Annotated in this window: 20 protein-coding genes and 1 tRNA gene; 18 read left to right on the plus strand and 3 right to left on the minus strand. The window is 67.0% G+C overall.

Annotated elements, in window-relative coordinates; all coding sequences use genetic code 11:
• Positions 1 to 418: 418 nt before the first annotated feature.
• The gene (locus ACH4S8_RS12475) at positions 419 to 988 is read right to left on the minus strand and encodes a DUF4232 domain-containing protein (RefSeq protein ID WP_398392818.1); all 570 of its coding nucleotides are present in this window, start codon (positions 986 to 988) and stop codon (positions 419 to 421) included.
• A gap of 669 nt (positions 989 to 1,657) precedes the next feature.
• Between ACH4S8_RS12475 and ACH4S8_RS12480 the strand changes: the two genes are divergently transcribed.
• The 3 genes from ACH4S8_RS12480 (at position 1,658) to ACH4S8_RS12490 (ending at position 6,503) form a co-directional block, all read left to right on the plus strand.
• Positions 1,658 to 2,572 (plus strand): hypothetical protein, encoded by a 915-nt coding sequence (locus ACH4S8_RS12480; protein WP_398392820.1) that lies wholly within the window; start codon positions 1,658 to 1,660, stop codon positions 2,570 to 2,572.
• A gap of 133 nt (positions 2,573 to 2,705) precedes the next feature.
• Positions 2,706 to 3,005: a DUF6928 family protein gene (locus ACH4S8_RS12485; protein ID WP_398392822.1), complete on the plus strand. Its 300-nt coding sequence runs from the start codon at positions 2,706 to 2,708 to the stop codon at positions 3,003 to 3,005.
• Positions 3,006 to 3,143: 138 nt separating this feature from the next.
• Positions 3,144 to 6,503, plus strand: coding sequence for a dsDNA nuclease domain-containing protein (locus ACH4S8_RS12490; protein WP_398392824.1), 3,360 nt, complete (start codon positions 3,144 to 3,146; stop codon positions 6,501 to 6,503).
• A gap of 351 nt (positions 6,504 to 6,854) precedes the next feature.
• Here ACH4S8_RS12490 and ACH4S8_RS12495 read toward each other — a convergent pair whose 3' ends face one another.
• On the minus strand, positions 6,855 to 7,319 hold the full coding sequence (locus ACH4S8_RS12495; RefSeq protein WP_398392826.1) for an NUDIX hydrolase: 465 nt from the start codon (positions 7,317 to 7,319) through the stop codon (positions 6,855 to 6,857).
• An 18-nt stretch (positions 7,320 to 7,337) separates the two neighbouring features.
• Here ACH4S8_RS12495 and ACH4S8_RS12500 point away from each other — a divergent pair, with 18 nt between their 5' ends.
• The 11 genes from ACH4S8_RS12500 (at position 7,338) to ACH4S8_RS12550 (ending at position 14,718) form a co-directional block, all read left to right on the plus strand.
• Positions 7,338 to 8,117 carry a GntR family transcriptional regulator gene (locus tag ACH4S8_RS12500; protein ID WP_398392828.1) on the plus strand — a complete coding sequence of 260 codons (780 nt, stop codon included), beginning with the start codon at positions 7,338 to 7,340 and terminating at the stop codon, positions 8,115 to 8,117.
• 138 nt (positions 8,118 to 8,255) lie between these two features.
• Positions 8,256 to 8,612, plus strand: a complete 357-nt coding sequence (locus ACH4S8_RS12505) for a hypothetical protein (protein WP_398392830.1) — start codon at positions 8,256 to 8,258, stop codon at positions 8,610 to 8,612.
• Between the two features lie 14 nt (positions 8,613 to 8,626).
• Positions 8,627 to 9,970: an FtsK/SpoIIIE domain-containing protein gene (locus ACH4S8_RS12510; RefSeq protein ID WP_398393172.1), complete on the plus strand. Its 1,344-nt coding sequence runs from the start codon at positions 8,627 to 8,629 to the stop codon at positions 9,968 to 9,970.
• Positions 9,971 to 10,052: 82 nt separating this feature from the next.
• On the plus strand, positions 10,053 to 10,256 hold the full coding sequence (locus ACH4S8_RS12515) for a hypothetical protein (protein ID WP_385707801.1): 204 nt from the start codon (positions 10,053 to 10,055) through the stop codon (positions 10,254 to 10,256).
• On the plus strand, positions 10,256 to 10,909 hold the full coding sequence (locus ACH4S8_RS12520) for a DUF2637 domain-containing protein (protein WP_398392833.1): 654 nt from the start codon (positions 10,256 to 10,258) through the stop codon (positions 10,907 to 10,909). The genes ACH4S8_RS12515 and ACH4S8_RS12520 overlap by 1 nt, the downstream gene beginning before the upstream one ends.
• Positions 10,910 to 10,929: 20 nt before the next feature.
• A complete protein-coding gene (locus ACH4S8_RS12525) occupies positions 10,930 to 11,121 on the plus strand; it encodes a mobile element transfer protein (protein ID WP_398392835.1) in 192 nt (63 codons plus the stop codon).
• Between the two features lie 11 nt (positions 11,122 to 11,132).
• Positions 11,133 to 11,288, plus strand: a complete 156-nt coding sequence (locus ACH4S8_RS12530) for a hypothetical protein (protein WP_398392837.1) — start codon at positions 11,133 to 11,135, stop codon at positions 11,286 to 11,288.
• 23 nt (positions 11,289 to 11,311) lie between these two features.
• A complete protein-coding gene (locus ACH4S8_RS12535) occupies positions 11,312 to 11,629 on the plus strand; it encodes a SpdD-like protein (RefSeq protein WP_398392839.1) in 318 nt (105 codons plus the stop codon).
• 91 nt (positions 11,630 to 11,720) lie between these two features.
• Positions 11,721 to 13,130 carry a replication initiator protein RepSA gene (gene repSA / locus ACH4S8_RS12540; protein WP_398392841.1) on the plus strand — a complete coding sequence of 470 codons (1,410 nt, stop codon included), beginning with the start codon at positions 11,721 to 11,723 and terminating at the stop codon, positions 13,128 to 13,130.
• Positions 13,127 to 13,324 carry a helix-turn-helix transcriptional regulator gene (locus ACH4S8_RS12545; RefSeq protein WP_384788494.1) on the plus strand — a complete coding sequence of 66 codons (198 nt, stop codon included), beginning with the start codon at positions 13,127 to 13,129 and terminating at the stop codon, positions 13,322 to 13,324. The genes repSA and ACH4S8_RS12545 overlap by 4 nt, the downstream gene beginning before the upstream one ends.
• Positions 13,324 to 14,718: a tyrosine-type recombinase/integrase gene (locus tag ACH4S8_RS12550; protein WP_398392844.1), complete on the plus strand. Its 1,395-nt coding sequence runs from the start codon at positions 13,324 to 13,326 to the stop codon at positions 14,716 to 14,718. Before ACH4S8_RS12545 ends, ACH4S8_RS12550 begins: the two co-directional genes overlap by 1 nt.
• A gap of 176 nt (positions 14,719 to 14,894) precedes the next feature.
• Here ACH4S8_RS12550 and ACH4S8_RS12555 read toward each other — a convergent pair.
• Positions 14,895 to 14,970 (minus strand) — tRNA-Arg (locus tag ACH4S8_RS12555).
• A 310-nt stretch (positions 14,971 to 15,280) separates the two neighbouring features.
• Here ACH4S8_RS12555 and ACH4S8_RS12560 point away from each other — a divergent pair.
• The 4 genes from ACH4S8_RS12560 to ACH4S8_RS12575 all read left to right on the plus strand — a co-directional run bounded on the left by ACH4S8_RS12560 (position 15,281) and on the right by ACH4S8_RS12575 (position 21,420).
• Positions 15,281 to 16,888, plus strand: coding sequence for a dynamin family protein (locus ACH4S8_RS12560; RefSeq protein ID WP_398392846.1), 1,608 nt, complete (start codon positions 15,281 to 15,283; stop codon positions 16,886 to 16,888).
• Complete coding sequence (locus ACH4S8_RS12565) at positions 16,885 to 19,155, plus strand: GTPase (RefSeq protein ID WP_398392848.1); 2,271 nt, start codon at positions 16,885 to 16,887, stop codon at positions 19,153 to 19,155. The genes ACH4S8_RS12560 and ACH4S8_RS12565 overlap by 4 nt, the downstream gene beginning before the upstream one ends.
• A gap of 132 nt (positions 19,156 to 19,287) precedes the next feature.
• Positions 19,288 to 19,755: a single-stranded DNA-binding protein gene (locus tag ACH4S8_RS12570; RefSeq protein ID WP_398392850.1), complete on the plus strand. Its 468-nt coding sequence runs from the start codon at positions 19,288 to 19,290 to the stop codon at positions 19,753 to 19,755.
• A gap of 174 nt (positions 19,756 to 19,929) precedes the next feature.
• Positions 19,930 to 21,420 (plus strand): Cys-Gln thioester bond-forming surface protein, encoded by a 1,491-nt coding sequence (locus ACH4S8_RS12575; protein ID WP_398392852.1) that lies wholly within the window; start codon positions 19,930 to 19,932, stop codon positions 21,418 to 21,420.
• The last annotated feature ends 17 nt before the right edge of the window (positions 21,421 to 21,437 follow it).

The raw sequence follows: 21,437 nt of genomic DNA on the forward strand, positions 1-21,437 counted from the left end.
GTGACCTGCGTTTTCGCCGCTCAGGGGCGATGGGCTCGTACGCTTGGCCGTCGTCGTTGGTCGTCATTGGCCGCTGTTGAGCAACGTCGGACGGCCCAGAGACGGCCCAGTTTCAGCCCGCTCGACCGACAGCCGGCACCTCCGACACGCCCTGTCTGAACCTCAGCCGACGACAGTCAGCCACGACGGCGGGTGCGCCAACCGACCACGCACGCTTATGCCTCGCTTGACCGTTTGTCATCGGACTTTGACGGACGCGAGTCTGTGTCATCGGAGTTTGATCACCGCAGGTCAGCGACTCGGCGCACCGAAGGTGCGCCGAGTCGCTGACCTGCACTTATGTGCAGCGCCTCGTAAACGTGCAGGTCAGGGCGTTGCGATCGTCGTGCAGGCTGCTCGATGTGTGGGGACGGTGGGGTCAGGAAGGCTTGACCGTCGAGACCGGGGTGACGGTCACCTTGTTGTCGCACTCGGCCCACCACCCGTCGTTCAGGGCGACCTGGTGCTTCCCGGAGTGCGGCAGCCCGATGACCATCGTCGGATACGCCGCCGGGGTCTTGCCCGACACGCAGTAGCCGTCGGCCTCCCCCTGGACCTGGACGAAGGTCAGCTTCACCCACGCCTTGCCGTGCGGCCGGACCGTCACGGTGGCCGCCCTGCCGGTGGGGGTGACCTTGAGCGGGGTGTTGTGGGCGGGGGAGCCGTTGCCGGCGCCCGCGACCGTCGGATGGCCCTTCAGGACGCACGTCTTCCGGGAGACGTTGGTGAACTGCACGACCGCCGCCCCGGTCCCGGTCCCGACGGGCCGGTGGACGGCCTGCCGGGCGCTGACCTGGAGGGCGGAGGCCGGGCAGGCGGGCGGCGGGGTGGAGGCGGTGGTGCTCGCCGCCATGGCGGTGCCGGGCAGGATGCCGGTCACCGCCGCCGCGACGGCCGTGACCGCCGTCGTCGCCAGAACCGCCCTGCGAATGCCGTTGCTGTGCCGCATGCTGTCGTCCCCCTGAGTCGTCTCGTCCGCGGGTTTCGGTCGTCGGTTGTTGCCCCGCGGTACGCGTGGTCGTGGTGCGCGAGTGCAGATAGGGCGGGAGATCGGCAAGGTTCCGTGCGGCGACTACTTGTGACGGAACGGTGACGACAGGCTGCACCCGTGCAGATGGCCGTTGCTGACACACCGAAGGCAACACGCCTTGGAAACAAGGGCGATGCGGCCACTCGATGTGCACCCGTCACGCTCTCAGCTTGGGAAGCTGAGGGCGTCTGGGGCCTGCTTCGAGGCTGACCTGCGGCTGAGTGCTGTCGGGACCTGAAGCGAGATCGTCTGATTCCCCGGTGTTCCCCGTGGTTCCCCGCAGGATCTGGCACGACCTCTGCGCCCTCAACTACTGACCCAAGGGGTGGCCCTTCAAAACTGCGTACGCTCGCTCAACCTCGTCCAGGTACTACTCCAGGCGAAAACGAACCTCCGCGCTGGGCCTGCCATTGAGGCCCGGGTACATCAGGTCAGATGTGCGCGTGAGCCCGGTCGGCACATCGATCGTCCGGCTTGTGTGTAACTCTCCGCACTACATCGCGCCGGAACACTAAGCTCTCCAAGAGTCGGCTAGGTCCTCGGGGGTTGCGCATGTACTGCTTTCGTCTCCCCTTCACGATGCCGCGCATGACACGGCTCGGGTTGGCCGCAGCGGAGCTCTTGATCCATGAGGAAGGAGAGCAACGTATCTGGCTCAAGTCTTCCGAGAAGAAGGGCCAACCCCTGCGCGACGCTGCCAACTTCGTGGTCAGGGGCGAGGGCTACTCCACTCATGATGAAGCTGCCCTAGAGGGTGAACGATGGAGGGACGTCATCAGTCGTTCCTTCGCCCGGATGCATCTCGCCGCCGATTTCGGTGATCAGGACCCTTTGAGCAGCTCGACAACGACCGCAGAGCCGGTGTTCTCCGAGCACTTGGGACGTCACGTAATGGAGGGCGTGGCGGGTGTCACAGTCTTCCAGGATCAGCCGGACCTCCTCCTTATCGCCGCGGGTGATCTCTTTGGTTGTGTGCGTCCTTCAGAAGAGAAATGCCGTTCTGTATTCCTTCATGCCGCGCAGCTCCACGAACCCCTGAAGGTAGCCGAGAGGCTGGCCTTCGATCTGTACAGCGGTTCCTTCTTCCAGGCATCGGCGGCCGCAAGACTCTTGATGTTGACGATGGCGGTTGAGACCCTGCTTAACCTCCAGCCTCGCTCGATCGCCACTCAGGCGCACGTGACTGCCATGATCGAGGCTACGGAAGTCAACACAGACCTCACTCACACCGAGCGCAACTCACTACTGGGGACGTTGAAATGGCTACATAACGAGTCGATTGGTCAAGCCGGGCGGCGGCTGGCTCGGACGTTGGAGCCGCGGAAGTATGGCGGCAGAAAACCAGCAGCCTTCTTTACTCGTTGCTACGAGGTGCGCAGTGCGCTTACGCACGGACACGTACCGCGTCCTGACCATCGTGAAGTCAATTCACTCGTAGGAAGTCTTGAGTTGTTCGTTGCAGACCTTTTGGCCGGCCGACTTCTGGCTGAGATTCCTGACTGACCATTCTGAACTGATACCCGCAGCACCTTCCGCAGTTTCCGCCTCGATTGTTTCGCCGAGCACCCCTACACGGTACGAATCCCACCAGCGAGGGCAACGCCCTGGCGCTTTGGGGGCAAAGACGGGCTTTCTGGTGCATGCCGACGGTGACGTGCCGGGACTGCCGTACGCAGAGAGCACGGCGGACCTCGAACACACGGCCGACATGACGCGGCGGCTCTACCCGGGGGAGATCAAGGGATCGAATCTCTGGAGCGGCGTGTATCACCCAGAGGGGAAGACGTATGCGGCGAGCCGTCCCGATGTGGAGGACATCGGTGACCAGAGGGTGACAGTTGACGCCCCCTCCGAGCTCCCAGAGTGCTTGGTGAAGGCGAGCGCCGGCCGACGGATCGAGCTACACGCCAGGCCCATGCACAGCGTCGTGGACTGACTCGCGTTCGCCGTATGGGAGGACAGCCGACTCGTCCACTCCCTGCCACCGCTTTAAGGCTCACCCTGCTTGTCCATGCGTCCCCTGGACTGCGAAGATGTAACACAAAGTAGCAGTGTGAGCACCTAGGAGACGCAAATGAGCCTCCGCGATATTCCTGGCCTGGCCAAAGCGCTCATTGCTGAGCCTGCGGAGGACTCAGGAAGTGACACAGCTTCTAGATATAACTTCCAGCACCAATGCGCAGCTCGCCATTGCTTCGCAATGCTGACCGATTCGGCTTTGATAGGAGTAGTTTGCGAGTGGCACGTTGACTATGTACTTATGTATAGAGACGGGATCAATGAACTGGTATCCGTAAAGCATCGAGAGCCCCAATCCGGCCCATGGCCTTTTTCGGAGCTCTGGACAAAGGGCGGTTTGGTGACGCTCTATGAACGTTGGAAGTCCACACCTGACGCGAAATGCCGTCTTGTGACCAACGGCGCCATGAAGGCCACACGGGACAAGGCTCTGGAATTTGCAAAAGGCCTAACGAGCCGGAATTACCAAGATTATGCGGCCGATGTCGCACAAAAGCTGGACTGCGAACCCGACGAAGCCCAAAATTTTCTAGATTCCCTCCGCATCGAATACGGCATTCCGGACAGGGTTACCCTCCGCTCGTATTCAATTCTACATTCAGTAGAGGGTGCTCTAGCGGAGTCAGGTATCGGCAATAGAAGTGCGACCGAAGCCTGGGACACAATTGTAAGCCTCGTTGCATCGAAATCGAGAGATCTGGATAACCGCGACTTTTCGTCAATCGATTTGGCCAGCCCGACAGCACTCGACTCTGACGTTCTGACATCAGCTAAAGCCATAAGGCGTACGATCACACGTACTCACGTCGTGGATGCCCTTTCTTCAGCACGCAAGGATCTGGTGGCCAATCCACAAGCCTCGAACTTGTGGGTCCGGGAACCGGTATCAAAATTCTTTGGCAGGGCAGACATCATTCGGGGGATAAATGAAGCCCTGACGGATGGGGTATCGAATAAGCCTGCGCTTGCACTGGTCGGGATGAGTGGCGTAGGTAAGAGCGAATTGCTAGCTCAATACGCATGGGAGCATGCAGATCAGTATCCCTTCGTTTGGTGGGTTCGCGCAGATTCCTGGACCTCCATGGCAGCCGACCTATCGTCACTGGCCGCAGAGATTGGCCTGCCATCACCTGACTCAGATGACGGCATCCGAAATATGAAGCAGTACTTCCATAAGAACCACGGCCTAATTCTTGTGGACGGGGCGCCGGCAGAATCTGAAATTGTCGAATTTATCCCGAAGGTATCTGCTACTCGCTTCTTGATCTCAAGTCTTGACCAGAGATGGGCTTCGCATCTACCGATTGTCCACGTACCGCCGCTTAGCGAGCCAGATGCCATCGCTCTCATGGCATCGACTCTTCCTGACGCACCCCAAGAGGATCTTACGGCCCTCAATGAGGCCATGAAAGGATTGCCTCTTGCGCTGCGGCAAGCTTCTGGGTATATCGCCGCATCAGGTATGCCGTTGGCTACCTATTCAGCAATGGTGCGCGACCGCGCGAGTGAACTTTTGAGCCGATCGGCACCGCCGGAACACGTCGGACTGACGGCTGCGCTGTCAATTACAACTGACAGCTTGAGGGATAATCATCCTAATGCTCTGAAAGTTTTGCACATCCTATCCTTCCTCGCCCCACACGGCTTTCCCACTCAACTTTTTGGGGTTGAGGGCCCGTCAGAGCAAACCGATGAAGATGGGTCTCCGAATCGACCGGCTTCCGTAGAAGTGGAACAGCTTGCAGCAGCCGAAATCGCTACTATTTCGCAAGAGGTGACATCTCTCCTTGAGAGGCTAAAAGACCACCTCTCACTATTCGATGCAGTAGCGGATCTGCAACGGTTTTCCTTGATCGAAGCACAGCAGAATGGCGTAAGCTGTCATTCTCTAACCCAAGCCGTGGTTCGACAGTCGCTCACGCAAGAACAGGGGGGCGCGGCCTTGGATGCCGCGACGGCACTGCTAAACAGGGTTGCTAATCTAAGCCCCTTCGACTCGAGGTATTGGCCGCACTACAGGCACATGATGCCTCACTTTGAGGCACTCCTTGACTATCTAGAGGGCCGCAATCGACTTCCAGACAATATTCTTTTGTTCTATGCTGCGATCACTTTGAACCTCGGAATTCAAGGATTCAAAGAGGCCAGCCTTTCCTATGCAGAAAAGGCAATGGTGCAGGCGGGCAGTCGAGAGGATATCTCCCCCACTACCATGGTGTTTGTGCGAACTCTTCTTGTAGAGGCATTGACTGGAGTGGACCGATGGGAAGAAGCGCTTCGCGTAGTGGACGAAACTCTGGTACTAGCCTCAGAGGGACTAGTGGATAACGTCTCCGTGGCTGCTCTGCACACGAAGAAGGCATCCGTTCTTCACTTGCAGGGAAAACTAGAAGAGTCATTGTCGGAGTTCGACAAGGCTCACAGTTACGCCGAATCCTTTGATCTTCGGGATGACGTGTCGGCACTCAAGCGCTCCATTAGGGCAAATAAGGCCACGTTGAGGCGAGAAATCGGCGACGCCCGCGGGGCTATTCAAGAGTTTCAGGTTCTGATCTCCGAGTATCCAGACACTGCAACGCGCAACGGCCTTGCCACTCTCTACAGCAATCTAGCGCTCTCCTATTTGGCTGCAACGGAATTTCAAGATGCATTTGCGGCGTCGAGTAAGGCGCTTGAAATCGACTACGCCAACTCGGACGGGTTTCATCTTGATGCGGCACGCGATTGGAATAACCTAGGCCTTTCTCTCCTGGAGTTGAACAAGGCTGGTGCTGCTGCTGAAGCTTTCGAGGAATCTCTGCGCATTCATGAACATCTGGGCAACACGGGATCAACGCTCGATCTGATTTCCCGAATGAATCTTGGTCGGGCCCAGCTGGCCGAAATGGATTTCGTTACAGCGCGAAAGACTTTTGAAGAGACGTTGAAGCGGCAGGAAGAGGTGCTCGGGTCTCAGCATCGAGAGGTAGCCGCGACATTGGCTAATCTTTCGGTTGTCTACACAGGACTAGGGCTTTTGGGTAACGCTGCCAAGGCGGCCCTTCGGGCCATTAAAATCGATACAGCCGTGTATGGGGAAGGGCATCCTGAACTTATCCCAGATTACAACAACATGGCTGGCCCGTTGATGATGTCTGGGAACTATAGGGCCGCCTTGAAATGGCTGCATAAGGCTAACGAAATGGCCAAAGAAGTGTTTGGCCCCGAAAACGCGAGGGTTGGATACTGTCTGGAGAAGATTGGCGTTTGCGTATACAGCACCGGCAACATTGCCGAAGGAATGGCTGCAATGCGGGAAGCTGCTGCAATCTTCGAATCTAAACTCGGTTCAGATCATCCGGAGGCTCTGTCCTGTCGCTCTCTCTTGAGGCAGATGCAGGAACGTAAATTTCCACTGGACTGGGCGAAGACCTGAGCGTGATCAGCCGAGGTCGGCGGAGCGGCTTTGGGGTGGCGCTGCTTTGGCGCGAGTGATCATGGCCCCGTAGGCTTCCGGCGCGTCGGGCAGTCTGTGGACCTGCCCGGTAAAGCACGACGTTGGGGCCATGATCTTCGAGGCTCGCGCCAAAGTGACTCCGTAAAGCCGCGGAGCCGACCGCCCCAGCCGCGACGTACCCCTTCTCTGGCATCAGGCGGCTGATTGCCACGCACGCGGCACGGGCACCGGGCGGGCTGGAGCGGGGCGGAGACAGGAGCGCAGGCCCGGCCGGGGGCCGGGCCGCGCGCGGTGAGCGGAGCGAGCCGCCTTGATGAAGGAGAGAAGATTTTATCCCGCTGAGATAAGGCGCTGTCCGTCATGGCTCCGCACGTGGGGGCCGTTGCCGTCCAAGGCGTCCAGGAGTCTCACGGCGAAAGCCTCGGACATGCGCTCGCTGACCTCGTCCGGTGTGAGCCATGAGACCGCCAAGGACTCGCTTGAGGTGCGTTCAGTGCCGCCGGAGGGCTTGCAGCGGAAGACCAGGGCGACGACTCCGCGGGTCATGTTCTTGTAGACGCCGGTGAGTTCGTCCACCTCGACGTGGATGCCGGTCTCCTCCAGGACCTCGCGGGCAACGCCGGCTTCCGGGGTCTCGTCGAGCTCGAGGATGCCGCCCGGGAGCTCCCAGGTGCCGTTGTCGGCTCGGCGGATCGCCAGGAGGCGGCCGTCCTCGCGCACCACTACTCCGGCTACGGACACGGAGTGCAGGGGGGAGGGTGCTACTTCCTGTGATTGACTCATGTAAAGGAGCATAGGAGGCAGGGAAGGACTATGGGAACTGCGGCGGGAGGGGTCGGTTCCGGGCCTCGGTACGTACAGATCGCGGACGAGATCGTGCGGCAGATCCGGGCGGGTGTTCTCAAGCCCGGTGACATGGTGCCGAGTGAATCGGAGCTGGTGGAGCGCTATGGCGTCTCCGGCGGGACGATTCGTAAGGCCATGGTCGAGGTGCGGGCGAGTGGGCTGGTCGAGACCCGGCACGGCAAGGGTTCGATCGTGAAGGACCGGCCTCCGGTGCGCCACCGTTCCTCCGACCGCTTCCGGCGCTCGCTGCGGCGTGGAGGGCAGGCGGCCTACCTCGCGGAGTCCGCACAGTCCGGTGCCACTGCCAAGGTCAGCGTCCTCTACATCGGTCCCCTGGAGGCGCCGGAGGATGCCGCCGGACGTCTGGGTGTCCCCGTCGGCACGCAGGTGCTGGCCCGTCGGCGTCTCTACTTCCGCAACGGCACGCCGGTCGAGACCGCCACGTCCTACCTGCCCTGGGACGTCGTGAAGGACATCCCCGAGCTGTTCGCCGAGAATCCCGGCGGCGGCGGCATCTATGCCCGACTCGAAGACCACGGGCACGAGTTCGCTGAGTTCGTCGAGACGGTGCAGGCGCGGCCGGCCTCCAAGGCGGAAGCTACGGAACTCGCACTGAGCCCAGGTGCGCCGGTAGTCCACCTGATTCGTGAGGCCCGTACGACGGCGGGTCTCGTGGTCGAGGTGTGCGACACCCTCATGGCCGCCGACCAGTTCGTTTTCGAGTACCGGATCCCCGCCGAGGACTGACGCCCGCTCAGCATCCCGCAGCCCGCCACGAGTTCTTCTTCGTGGCGGGTTGACTCATGTATAGGAGTGAGGCACTCTTCTTCATGTCACTCCTATACATGAGTGACGGAGTTCGGCATCTATAGAGGAGTGAGTTCTGTGCGTCAGATTCCCGTCGACACCTCCGGTGCGGTCGTGATGGTCGCCAAGTCCCCGCAGGTCAAGGTGCGTGACCGCCGTACCGGTGAGATCGCAACCGACACGGAGACCGGGGCGAGGCTGATGACCGTGGACGTGATGTTCGCGGCGAACGAGGAGGTGGAGATCCTGTCCATCACCGTGCCGGAGCCGGGCATCTCCGGTGAGCTGGCCATGGGCACGCCGGTCGCACTCACGGGCCTGGTCGCCCGCCCCTGGGAGAACGACTTCAACGGCCAGAGGCGGCACGGGATCGCGTTCCGCGCGGTCGCGGTCACCTCGCTCGTCGGTGCTGCCGCAGGGTCCAAGGCCGCCTGATCGTGGCCGACTTCATGGTCGTTCTGGTGCTGGTCGTCGCTGCCGTGGGTCTCCTGCGGTGGCGGCGCCCCGCCTGGTACTGGTTGACCTTCGGGGTCACGCTGGCCGTCTTACGGGTCCTGGTCCGCTACGGCTCGGTCATGGACGCGTGCGGGCTGACCGTGCCGCCCTCACGATGGCGGCTCGCCCTGGCCCGTGCCGCCAACCGGCCGATGCCGGATCCGCGTCCGCCGCGCATCCTCCGGCTGCGGCCGACCCGTACCGGCCTGATCCTGAGACTCAAGCTCCGCCCCGGGCAGGACGCCTTCGACGTCGCCGCCGCCTCGGACCGGCTCCGGCACTCGTTCTCGATGTACGGCGTCACCTCGCGTGAGCTGCGCTCCGGCGTCGTAGAGGTGCGAATGACCGGCTACGACGTGCTCAAGCGGGTACAGATGCCGACCGACACCGGTCACCGACCGATGCGGGTACCGGTCGCCCTGCGGGAGGACGGCTCGGTGCACTACCGCGACTACCGGGCCGTGCCCCACGCCCTCACCCTCGGCGCCACGGAGTCCGGCAAGTCCGTGTACCAACGCAACCTGGTCGCGGGACTCGCTCCGATGGACGTCGCCCTCGTCGGCATCGACTGCAAGCAGGGGGTAGAGCTGTTCCCGCTGGCCCGCCGGTTCTCCGCGCTGGCCGACGATCCCGACACCGCCGCGGAAGTGCTCGAAGCGCTCGTGGTCCGGATGGGGCACGTCTATCAGCTCATCCGGTCCCAGCAGCGGATCACCGCCGACGTGCCGGACGCGGAGATCGCCGCCGACATCTGGGACCTGCCCGACGACATGCGCCCGGTCCCGGTCGTGGTCCTGGTCGACGAGGTCGCCGAACTCGCCCTGTACGCGAGCAAGGAGGAGGAGAAGCGCCGGGACCGCATCATCACCGCCCTGGTCCGCCTCGCCCAGCTCGGCCGTGCGGCCGGCATCTACCTGGAGATCTGCGGGCAACGCTTCGGCTCCGAACTCGGCAAGGGCATCACCATGCTCCGAGCTCAGCTCACTGGCCGTACCGCCCATCGCGTCAACGACGAGACCTCGGCCAACATGGCCTTCGGCGACATCTCCCCGGACGCCGTCCTCGCCGCGATCCAGATCCCGGCCGAGACACGGGGGATCGCCATCGCGGGCGACTCCTCCGGCGGGTGGCACCGCATCCGCGCCCCGCACACCTCGCTCCGCCAGGCCGTGAACATCTGCAACCGGCACGCCGACCGGACCCCGGACCTGCCCGAGCTGGCTCTGTTCCGGCCCGCTCTCCCCAGCGCTGCCGCCGAGCCTGTGCCGCTGGTCAAGGCGTCCTCAGTCACCGTCTGATCCCCGCCCCACCCCCACGGTTGGCGCGACCGCCTTCGCGTCAAGTCCCTACCCCGCCATGCCCAAAGAAGGGAGATCCGCCATGTGCCCGAACTGCGAGGACTTCGCCCGGACCGTGCTCCTGCTCGGCCAACTCGCCCTCTACGCCGACGCGGCCGGCGCCGACCTCGACTTCGTGGACGCCGTCAGCCCGTCCCTCGCCGCCTCGCTGCCCGAACCGCCGCCCGGCGTGTTCCTGGACGGCTACGACCCCGACGACGGCCCCGCCTATCCGGGCGACGTCTGATGGGCGCCCGTCACGGCCTCCGGGTCGACGCGGTCCTGATTCAGGCAGTGATCGCCGGTGCCCTGTCCTTCGCCCATCTGCACGACCTGGCCGCCGCTGCCGGGCAGAACGGCTGGAAGGCCTGGGCCTACCCGGTCAGTGTCGACCTGCTCCTCGTCGCCGCTTGGCGGAGGCTGCGGAGCGAGGGACCGTCCCGGCTGGCCTGGTGCTGGTTCGTCGTCGCGCTGTTCGCCTCGCTCGGGGCCAACATCGCCACCGCCGGATTCCTCGACCTGGCCGACCCGCCCGCCCCGCTCCGCCTCGGCATCGCCGGATGGCCCGCCGTCGCTTTCCTCGGCGGGACCCTTCTCGCCCACTCGTCCGCTGTCGAACCGGAGTCGGAGGCGGAGACGGTTCCGCCGGCCTCCGCCGTGGAAGCACCGGACGCCGAACAGTTCATGCCGGAAGCCGCGCCCGCGCCTACTGCACTTCCCGCTCTAGAAGTCATGGCTGCCGCTGCGCCCCCGGTCCCCGCCGTCCTCGTCGACCACGCCCGCAAGGTCGCCGACGAGTACCGCGCCCGCACCGGCTCCCCGATCGATCCCGACACCCTCCGCTCCCGCCTCGGCGTCCCGTCCCACCTTGCCGACGCCATCGCAGCCCACCTCACGTGATCAGGAATGAGGCACCCACGATGCCTGCAAGCGACAACTTCCACTCCCTGATGCGGATCGGCCCCGTGGAGATCGGCACCCACCGCGACCGCAACGGCCGCACCACGCACGCCGCCGTCTGCACCGCCGACCGCTGCGGCTGGTCCGCCGACTACTCCAGCCAGACCGCCGCCCAACTCGCCGCCCGCACCCACCGCTGCACCGTCCGCTGAGGAGACACCCCGTGCAGGTCCCGCTCTGGCTCGCCTTGATCGCCGTCGGCTACCTCGGCATCAAGCTCATCCGCCCGCCCTGGTGGCTCATCGCCGTACTCCTCCTCGGCGGCTACCTCCTCGCCGACAGCGTCCTCGCCCCCGCCATCGACACCGCCGTCAAGTAGCGCACCGCGAAGGAGAACTGCCCATGCTCCGGCCCAAGTTCCCGACCATGCCCCAGCCCACCGGCCTGATCACCCCGCCCGCCGTCATCCAACCGACCACCATCACCCCGGGCGCCCCGGTCCCGCAGTCGGTCTCCGTCACCCCTGCGCCGTCCCGCCCGGCCGTCCAGCTCACCCCCGGCACCGCGCTCGCGCTCGTGGGCGGTGGAACGGCCGTGGTCCTGGTCGTCGGCACCGTCCTGGTCTCGCTGCTCCTGGCGGTCGCCATCACCGGCGCCTCGGTCGCCGTCTGCGCGGTCGTCCTGCGCTCCCTGCTCGCCTCCGAAGCCAAGCGTCGCTGACCGGCCCCCGGGCGGCCTCGATACCGCCAAGCATCCGCCGCCCGGGAGCCGTCCCCGCCGATCGATCTCGCAACCGGAAGGAACCCCCAGCATGGCCCACCGGGCCTCACCTCCGACACAGAAGGCGCCCACGTCCGCCCCACCGCTCGACCCGATCACCCTCGGAGACATCCTCCGGGTGGCCTCGGCCTCCGACTACACCCGCTGGGAGGACCAGATCCGCCGCACCGGCGGCTGCTCCGACCCGATCCACCTCACCGGCTGGACTCTCGCCAAGGACAAGACCACCGGCGAGACCCTGCATCACTACTCCACCGAGAACGAACCCGGCGGACGCCTGCGCCTCGCCTGCGGCAACCGCCGCGCCTCCCGCTGCCCCTCCTGTGCCTGGACGTACGCGGGCGACACCTACAACCTGATCCGCGCCGGCCTTGCCGGGGACGACCGCCGAGACATCCCAGCCACCGTCCGCGATCACCCGCGGGTCTTCGCCACCCTCACGGCCCCGTCGTTCGGCCCGGTTCACAACCGGCCCGACCACGGTGGCGCCTGCCGCTGCGGCGCCCGGCACACGTCCGACGCCCCGGAGCTGGGCACCGCCCTCGATCCGGAGGCCTACGACTACGCGGGCGCCGTCCTGTTCAACAACCACGCCGGCCAGCTCTGGCAGCGCTTCACCACCCGCCTGCGCCGCGAACTCGCCGCTCGCGCCGGACTGCCCCGCCGTGAACTCGCCGATCACCTGCGTGTCTCGTACGGCAAGGTCGCCGAGTTCCAGAAGCGCGGTGCCCTCCACTTCCACGCCGTCGTACGCCTCGACGGTCCCGAGGGGCCCGGGACACCGCCACCCGCGTGGGCCACGGTCGACCTGCTCACGGACGCGGTACGCGCCACCGTCGCGCACTCGTACACGTCCGTCTCGGTTCCGGCCGCCGGTGACCAGCCTGCCCGGACGTTCCGATGGGGAAGACAGCTCGATGTCCGACCGGTCAAGGCCTTCGGGGACGGCTCCGACATCACCGAACAGGCGGTCGCCTCGTACGTGGCCAAGTACGCGACCAAGGCCGCGGAGAACACCGGAACCCTGGACCGCCGCATCGGTGAACTCGCCGAACTCGACCGCCACCACGTCCCCGACCACACCCGCCGACTCATCACTGCCTGCCGTGACCTGGACACCCTGTACCCGGACCGGCGCCTCTGGGTCTGGGCGCACATGCTCGGCTTCCGCGGGCACTTCTCGTCCAAGTCGCGCACCTACTCCACCACCCTTGGCGCCATCCGCCAGGAACGTGCCGACTACCGCGCCGCACAGGAGGCATCCGTCCTCGGCCTCGACGACCGCGAGCCGGACACCGTCCTCGTCCTGACCGACTGGCAGTACGCCGGCCACGGCCACACCCCCGGCGAGGCAGCCCTCGCCGCGACCATTGCGCGCGATCTCCAGGCCAACCGCGAGACGGCCCGTGAAGCCCTGCTCGGCGAAGAGAGCACGACATGACCACGGCCACCCGGTCACGCAACATGCTCACGCTCGCCGAGGTCTGCGACGAGCTGAGCGTGTCGCGCTCGACCTTCTACGACTGGCGGGCGAAGCGGCGCGCGCCCCGTTGCATCAAGCTCCCGAACGGCGACCTCAGGATCCGGCGGAGCGATCTCGACCACTGGCTCGACGACCGTGAGGACGCCGCCTGATGGAGACCACCTACGACGTCAAGATCTACAAGATCCTCACGTACAAGGGGGCCAGGAAGACCTCGCACACCGTGCGCTGGGTGGTGGCGGGCAAGTCCTGGCGTGAGCCGTTCGGCACTGTCGCGCTCGCCGAGGGCTTCCGCTCCGACCTCATCCGGGCGACGGGCAAGGGCGAGGCCTTCGTCATCGCCACCGGGCTGCCGGTGTCCCACCGGTCCAAGTCGGCCGCCACGAGCTGGTACGCGTTCGCCGTCGAGTACGTGGATGCCCGCTGGCCGGAGCTCGGCGGCAACAGCCGTAAGAACACCGCCAAGACCCTGACGGCGGTCACCATCGCGTTGCTGCGCGCCCAGCCAACCCAGTTCGCTCCGGTGGACGTGCGGACCGCGTTACGCGAGTGGGCGTTCAACGCGACACGCCGTGCGGACGCTCCGCGGGACGTGCTGGCCATCCTCAGGTGGGTGGAGCGCAACTCTCTGCCGGTCTCGGTCTGGGAGGAGGCGGAGAGGGTCGACGCAGTCCTGCGCGCCGTCGACACGCGGCTCGACGGCAAGCAGGCTGCGGCCTGGTCCAGGAAGCGGCACCGCCGGATCCTCAACGTCGTCATGAAGCACGCGGTCCGGCGGCGCGTCCTGCGGACCAACCCACTTCCCAAGGGAAAGGACTCGACGGCCGTCACCAGGACCAGCAACGCCGTGGACAAGCGGTCCCTGCTGAACGCGGACCAGGCGGCGGCGCTCCTCGACTGGATCCGGCGCCGGCCCCGTGGTGGGAAGCGGCTGCACGCGTTCTTCGCGACGCTGTACTACTGCGGTCTGCGGCCGGAGGAGGCGGTGGCCATGCGCGTACAGGACGTCACGCTCCCGGACGCCGATGCCGCCGACCAGTGGTGCGAGCTGTTGATCCACACGGCGACCCCGGAGATCGGCAAGCAGTGGACCGACACTGGTGCGATCCATGAGGAGCGCGATCTGAAGGGGCGCGCCGAGGGCGAGACCCGCACCGCGCCGGGGCATCCCGCCCTCACGCGCGTTCTTCGGCAGCACATCGAGGACGAGCGGCTGAAGCCCGGGGATCTTCTGTTCCAGGGAGAGACGGGCGGCATCCTCGCCGGTTCCGTCATCCGGCGGGCCTGGCGCAGCGCGCGGAAGGCCGTCCTGCCCCCGCACGTCTTCGAGTCGCCCACGGGAAGGCGGGTCTACGACAACCGGCACACGCGCCTGACGAAGTGGCTCAATGACGGGATCCCGCCTGCCCAGGTGGCGGACTGGGCCGGAAACAGCGTTCCGGTGCTCCTGGCGACCTACGCGCGATGCGTCGAGGGACAGCTCCCTGACTTGAAACGGCGCCTCGAAGCCGCGGGAGACCTTCCCGAGCCGCCCGCCGCGGGCTGAGGTCGCTCGCCGAAAACTTCGACACGTATTCGACAGGGCCACCCGTGAAAACCCGGTTACAGCCGGACAGCCCCGGACCTTCCCCTTGATCATCGGGGAAGCGTTCGGGGCTTCGCTGCATCGAGTGAGACATGGCCTGACCAGCAAAAAGCCCTCCCGAACGGGAGGGCGGAGACTGGCGCCCCCGGCAGGACTCGAACCTGCGGCCAAGCGCTTAGAAGGCGCCTGCTCTATCCACTGAGCTACGGGGGCCGGGTGTGTCGGCCTGTGTCGTGGTGCCCGGGTGTGGGCGGATCCGTGACCTTGCCGGGGACAAGGATAGGGCTCCCGCATCCCTGCCCCTCCTACTTCGCCTCCGTGGCTCGATGTGGAGGTTCAGTGAAGCGGTCCTGATAATCGCAGGCGGGTACGAATCGTGCACCGCTTTTGGCGTCTCGCGCGTCGGGTGTTGTGCACTCGTTATGCCTGCGCCCCAGTCATCCCTTCCGCCCCGTGTGTCCTGTCGGCGCGCAGACATACTCATATGCTTCAGAAAGACTCCAAAGTTGGGCATTCTTCGCATGTGGTGACCTTGGACGTACGGCCTCAGCTGCTCGACGCACTTTCCGCCCTGCGCGACCGTGTCGCCGCCGCACGCTTTCCGCTGCCCCTGGCCGGGGCTCCACGCGCGCGTGCCAACCGCGACGAACTGCTCGCACAGCTCGACGACTATTTGGTGCCCCGGTTGAGAGAACCTGAAGCACCCCTTCTCGCCGTCATCGGTGGATCCACCGGTGCCGGCAAGTCGACCCTCGTCAACTCGCTTGTGGGGCGCAAGGTCAGCGAGGCGGGCGTGCTGCGCCCGACCACCCGTACTCCGGTGCTGGTGTGCCATCCGGAGGACCATCACTGGTTCAGCGGCATGCGCGTACTACCCCAGCTCACGCGCGTGTGGGCGCCCCACCAGGAGTCCGGCGACGATCTTCCGGCCCTCACCAAACGCGGTGAGCGGGTGCTGCGCATCGAGACCGCCGACACGCTCCCCCGCGGCCTCGCCCTCCTCGACGCACCCGACGTCGACTCCCTGGTGGCCGACAACCGGGTGCTGGCCGCCGAACTGATCTGCGCGGCCGACATCTGGGTGATGGTCACGACGGCGGCACGATACGCCGACGCCGTGCCGTGGCATCTGCTGCGTACCGCCAAGGAGCAGAAGGCGACCCTGGTGACGGTCCTGGACCGGGTGCCGCACCAGGTGGTGTCCGAGGTCTCGCGGCAGTACGGCGCGCTGCTGGCCAAGGCGGGACTCGGCGAGGCGCCCCGCTTCACCGTGCCCGAGCTGCCCGAGTCCGCGTGGGGCGGCGGCCTGCTGCCCGCCACGGCCGTCGCACCGCTGCGTACGTGGCTCACGCACCAGGCCCAGGACCCGGGAGCCCGCCACGGAGCCATGGCCCGTACGGCCCACGGTGCACTCGACTCCCTCAAGACGCGGATGCCGGAGCTGGCCAGTGCCACCGCCGCGCAGTACGCCGCCGCGACACGGCTCACCGCGGCCGTCGACGGGGCGTACGACAGCGAGCACACGCGCGCGAAGGGGCGCCTGCAGGCCGGGGCCGTGCTCTCCGGGGACGCCCTCAAGCGCTGGCGCGCCTACCCCCTCGACTGCGCCGCCGAGGAGCTGCTGGACGCACTCGTGGAAAGCCTGTCCGCCCTGCTGCTGTGCTCCGTCGCGGCCGCCGACGAGCGCGTGGACGACGCCTGGCGCCGCGAACCGGCCTCGGGCGCTCCGGGGCTGACGGACCGTGATCCGGCGCTGGAGAGCGCCGAGCACCGTATCGGCCTGGCCGTACGACGCTGGCGGCGCGTCCTGGAGGAGTACGCCGAGGACGAGGTGCGCGACCTCGACAAGAGTGTCGCTCCCGACCCCTCGGTGGTGGCCGCGCTGGTCGCCACCGCACTCCTGGGCGGCCGCAGGGCGCGCAACGCGGGCGAGAGGCTGGCCGAGCGGATCGGGGCGCACGGCGCGCTGCGGTTGCGCGACAAGGCCGGCCGGCTGCTCACGGACCTCGTCGACAGGACACTGCAGACCGAACGCGAGCGTCGTCTCGCACCCCTCGAAGCGCTCGACGTCCATCCGGAACCCCAGGCCGAGCTGATCGCCGCGCTGTCCGTACTGCAGAAGGAGAGGTGACCGCGGTGACTGCCGTCACTGACCACACGGATCAAGCCGACCGTCCTGGAGACGGGCGACGTCCCAAAGACGGACGTTCCGACGACGGACGCCCGGGAGACGGGCGTTCCGAAGGCACACATCCCGAAGGCGCACATCCCGAAGACAGGTCTGCCGGAGACAGGCCTGCCGGAGACGGCCATTCCGAAGCCGCCGAAGTCGGACATTCCGAAGTCGGTCGTCCCGCGGAGGAGCACTCCGAAGACGGCGCCCGCGAGAACGCCCCTTCCGGGGTGGACGCCTCGGGCAGCGGGGGCGACGGCGCAACCATGGCCGACGGGGCCACCAGGAGCACCCGGGACAACCGCCCGGAGAACGGTCCACCCGATACCGCGCGGTCCGGAACCCGGCCCCTGGAGGACGCGGGACAAGCCGGAAGGGGCGCCGAGAAAGGCGGCACCGGCAAGACCGCGCGGAGCGACGGAACGACCTGGCAGGGCACCTCGCGGGACGTGTCCGGAGCGGAGCCCCAAGGGCATGGGGAGGGCGACGGCTCCGCATGCGCGGAGGACGGCCCCGTCTGGGACGACGGCCTCATCGCGCGCCGCGTGACCGAGGCGGCCGCCGCCCGCTACCAGACACCGTCGGTGGAGGCCAAGACCGCTGTCTCGGCGTTGCCTGCCCCCCTCTCGTACGACGCGCCGCTGCGCTCACGCCTGGACGCGCTCCGCGAACTGGTGGGCCTCTCCCGGGCCCGCCTCGACAGCGGGACCCTCGCCGAGGCGGGCCGGGTCCTGGACGAGGCGGCGGCCCGGCGCAGGCTCTCCGGGGAGCACACCGTCGTCGCCATCGCCGGAGCCACGGGCAGCGGCAAGTCGCAGCTCTTCAACGCGCTCGCGGGCGTGGCGATCTCGGAGACCGGTGTACGCAGGCCGACCACGTCGGCGCCCATCGCCTGCACCTGGAGCGACGGCGCGGCCACCCTCATCGACCGGCTCGGCATCCCCGGGCGGCTGCGCAGACGCCCGTTGCAGAGCGCGGAGGCGGAGGCGCAGCTGCGCGGCCTGGTCCTGGTCGACCTGCCCGACCACGACTCGGCGGCCGTCCAGCACCGCGCGCAGGTGGACCGTGTCCTCGGGCTGGTCGACGCGGTCATCTGGGTGGTGGATCCGGAGAAGTACGCGGACGCCGTCCTCCATGAGCGCTATCTGCGGCCGCTGGCCGGGCACGCGGAGGTCACCTTCGTGGTCCTCAACCAGGTGGACCGTCTTCCCGGGGAAGCCGCCGACCAGGTCCTCGACGATCTGCGGCGGCTGCTCGACGAGGACGGCATGGCGCTCGGCGAGTACGGCGAGCCGGGCGCGACCGTCCTCTCTCTGTCCGCGCTCACCGGGGCCGGTGTCCCCGAACTGCGGGAGTGCCTGAGCCAGTTCGTGGCGGAACGCGGCGCCGCCGCGCGGCGGGTCTCGGCCGATCTCGACGCGGCCGCCGCACGGCTGCGGCCCGTCTACGCGACGGGGCGGCGGGTCGGGCTCAGCGAGGAGGCGCGGGACGAGTTCGCGGACCGGCTCGCGGACGCGGTCGGTGCCGTGGCGACCGGCGAGGCCGCCGAGCGGTCCTGGCGCCGCAACGCCAACCGCGCCTGCGGCACGCCCTGGCTGCGGCTGTGGCGCTGGTACCTGGAGCGGCGCGAGCCCCCGACCGGGCGCCTGCCCGTGCGCGCTCCCGCGGACGAGGAGGCCACCGCGCGTCAGCGCGTGGAGCAGGCGGTGCGGACGGTCGCCGACCGGGCCACGTACGGGCTTCCCGCGCCCTGGGCGCAGGCGGTGCGCGAGGCGGCCGTGCGGGGCGCGCAGGGGCTGCCGGAGGCGCTGGACGACATGGCGGCGCGCGCGACCGCGCCGGCGGGACGGCCGCCGAGGCCGGGCTGGTGGCCCGTCGCGGTGCTGGCGCAGGCCGCGATGACGATCGTCCAGGTGATCGGCGGGCTCTGGCTGGTGGGCCAGATCATCGGGGTCATGTCCCCGAACCTCGGGGTTCCGGTGCTGCTGATGCTGTCGGGCATCGTCGGCGGCCCGGCCGTCGAGTGGGCCTGCAAAATGGCGGCCCGGGGGCCGGCCCGGCGCTACGGCCTGGAGGCGGAGAGACGATTGCGCGATGCGGCCGCCGCGTGCGGGAGGGCCCGGGTGCTGGATCCCGTGGCCGCGGAGCTGCTGCGCTACCGCGAGGTGCGGGAGCAGTACGGGCGGGTCACGGGGACGGCGACGGCGGGTACCTCGATCAGGTGACGCGGATTTCCACAACCGCCCGGCGGCCCACAGTGCCGAGCGGGTCCGGCCCGGCGGAGGCAGTCTGATCCCGCGGCGATCGCAGCGCATGCGATCGCCGCGGCAGACGCATCCGCACGGGAGGGATTCACGATGAACGAGACGATGGTGTGCGCGGTGGGCAACGTGGCGACACGGCCCGTGTACCGGGACCTGGCGAACGGCGCGTCGGCGCGGTTCCGGCTGGCGGTGACCTCGCGGTACTGGGACCGCGAGAAGAACGGGTGGACGGACGGGCACACCAACTTCTTCACGGTGTGGGCCAATCGCGCGCTCGCCACGAACGTGGGAGCCTCGGTGTCGGTGGGCGATCCCGTCATCGTGCAGGGCAGGCTGAAGGTGCGCACCGAGACCCGCGACGGGCAGAGCTGGACGTCGGCGGACATCGACGCGGTGGCGATCGGTCACGACCTCTCCCGCGGTACCTCGGCCTTCCGGCGTCCGTCCAAGGAGGGCGAGTCGACTCCGGCTCAGCGTCCCGAGCCCAGTTGGGAATCCGTCCCGGACACGACGCCCGAGGGCGTGCCCCAACCACGCCCCGAACCGGTCGGAGTGACGTGATGTCAGAGAGAGCCACGATCTGACCGAACTGCGGCTTATCGACAAATACACGACGAACAGCCCCCATAGATTTGTCGATAGGCGCAGCTCACGGTCGTGATCGCGATAACGATTCCGAGTCAGATCGGTTATCGGATGACATGACTGGGGGGAGCGATGCGGGGCTTCTTTAGGATGCCGAACACAGCTTTCGGGGCTTCTGATTCTGCTGGCGGGACCGTCCCCCATGTCAAAGGGTCCTGCGTGAAGGGGAATTCTGTGTCTTCTGCGTTCTCTGTGTTGTCCGCGCGAGGGCGAGGAGCAGCCCGTCTCGCCGCCGCGGCCTTGGTGTGGGGGCTCGCCGCCGCGGGGACGCTCGCCGCGGCCGGCACGGCCACCGCCGACCAGATACCGCAGAACCAGGGCGGAGCGACCGCGACCATAGGAGACCTGAAGACGTACGGGTCGGCGGTCATTCACGAGAACGGCGAGGACTCCTGGGTCTCGGCCGGTCTGTTCGAGATGTCCGTCGAGAACGGCGGCATGCTGCAGACCTACTGCATCGATCTCCACAACCCGACGCAGCGGGACGCCCGATATCAGGAGACCTCCTGGAGCGGCACATCGCTGAGTGGCAACAAGGACGCGGGCAAGATCCGCTGGATCCTCGAGAACTCCTATCCGCAGGTGAACGACCTGGCGGCGCTGGCCGGCAAGGCCGGTGTCTCCGGCCTCACCGAGCAGGACGCGGCGGCCGGCACCCAGGTGGCGATCTGGCGGTACTCGGACGGCGCCGACGTGGACGCCGCGGACCCGCAGGCGGAGAAGCTCGCGGACTATCTGCAGAAGAGCGCGCGGAACCTGCCGGAGCCCGAGGCCTCGCTGACGCTCTCCCCGGCCGCGGTGTCCGGCCACCCCGGTGAGCGGCTGGGCCCGGTCACGGTGCACACCAACGCGGGCAGTGTCACGGTGACTCCGCCCACGGACATCGCCGCGGGCGGAGTGAAGGTCGTCGACCAGCGCGGCAGGCCGGTCACCTCCGCGACGAACGGCAGCCGGCTCTTCTTCGACGTGCCGAAGGACGGCGCGGACGGTTCCACCTCGCTCACCGTGCAGGCCTCCACCACCGTGCCGGTCGGCCGCGCCTTCACCTCGGAGACCCGCAGCCAGACGCAGATCCTCGCCGGCTCCAGCGAGTCCACCGTCTCCGCCACGGCGAGCGCGAACTGGGCGGCGAAGGGTGCGATACCCGCCCTGTCCGCGCAGAAGGACTGCGCCAGGGGCGGCGTGGACATCACGGCCGCGAACAAGGGCGACCAGGCGTTCACGTTCGAGCTGATGGGCGTCGAACACACCGTCACGGCGGGCATATCCGAGACGCTCACCATCCCGCTGCAGGAGGACCAGGCCTACGACTTCACGATCGGTGGCCCGGACGGCGGCGGGAAGCGGTTCAAGGGGGTGCTCGACTGCAAGACCCAGGGCAGTGCGAGCGACATCTCGGCCCAGACGTTCAGCGAGCCGAGTCCGGCGTCGGTGGGAGGCTCCAGCGGGGGCACCGACCTCGCCGAGACCGGCGGCTCCGGGCTGACGCCGGTCATCGCGGGCGCGGCCATCGCCCTCGTCGTGATCGGTGGGGCCGTGGTGGTCTTCTTCGGCAGGAAGCAGACACCGCCGCAGGTCTGACAGCACGGACCCGGGTC

Origin of the sequence: Streptomyces sp. NPDC021080 (assembly GCF_044333225.1) — a bacterium.
Classification (GTDB): domain Bacteria; phylum Actinomycetota; class Actinomycetes; order Streptomycetales; family Streptomycetaceae; genus Streptomyces.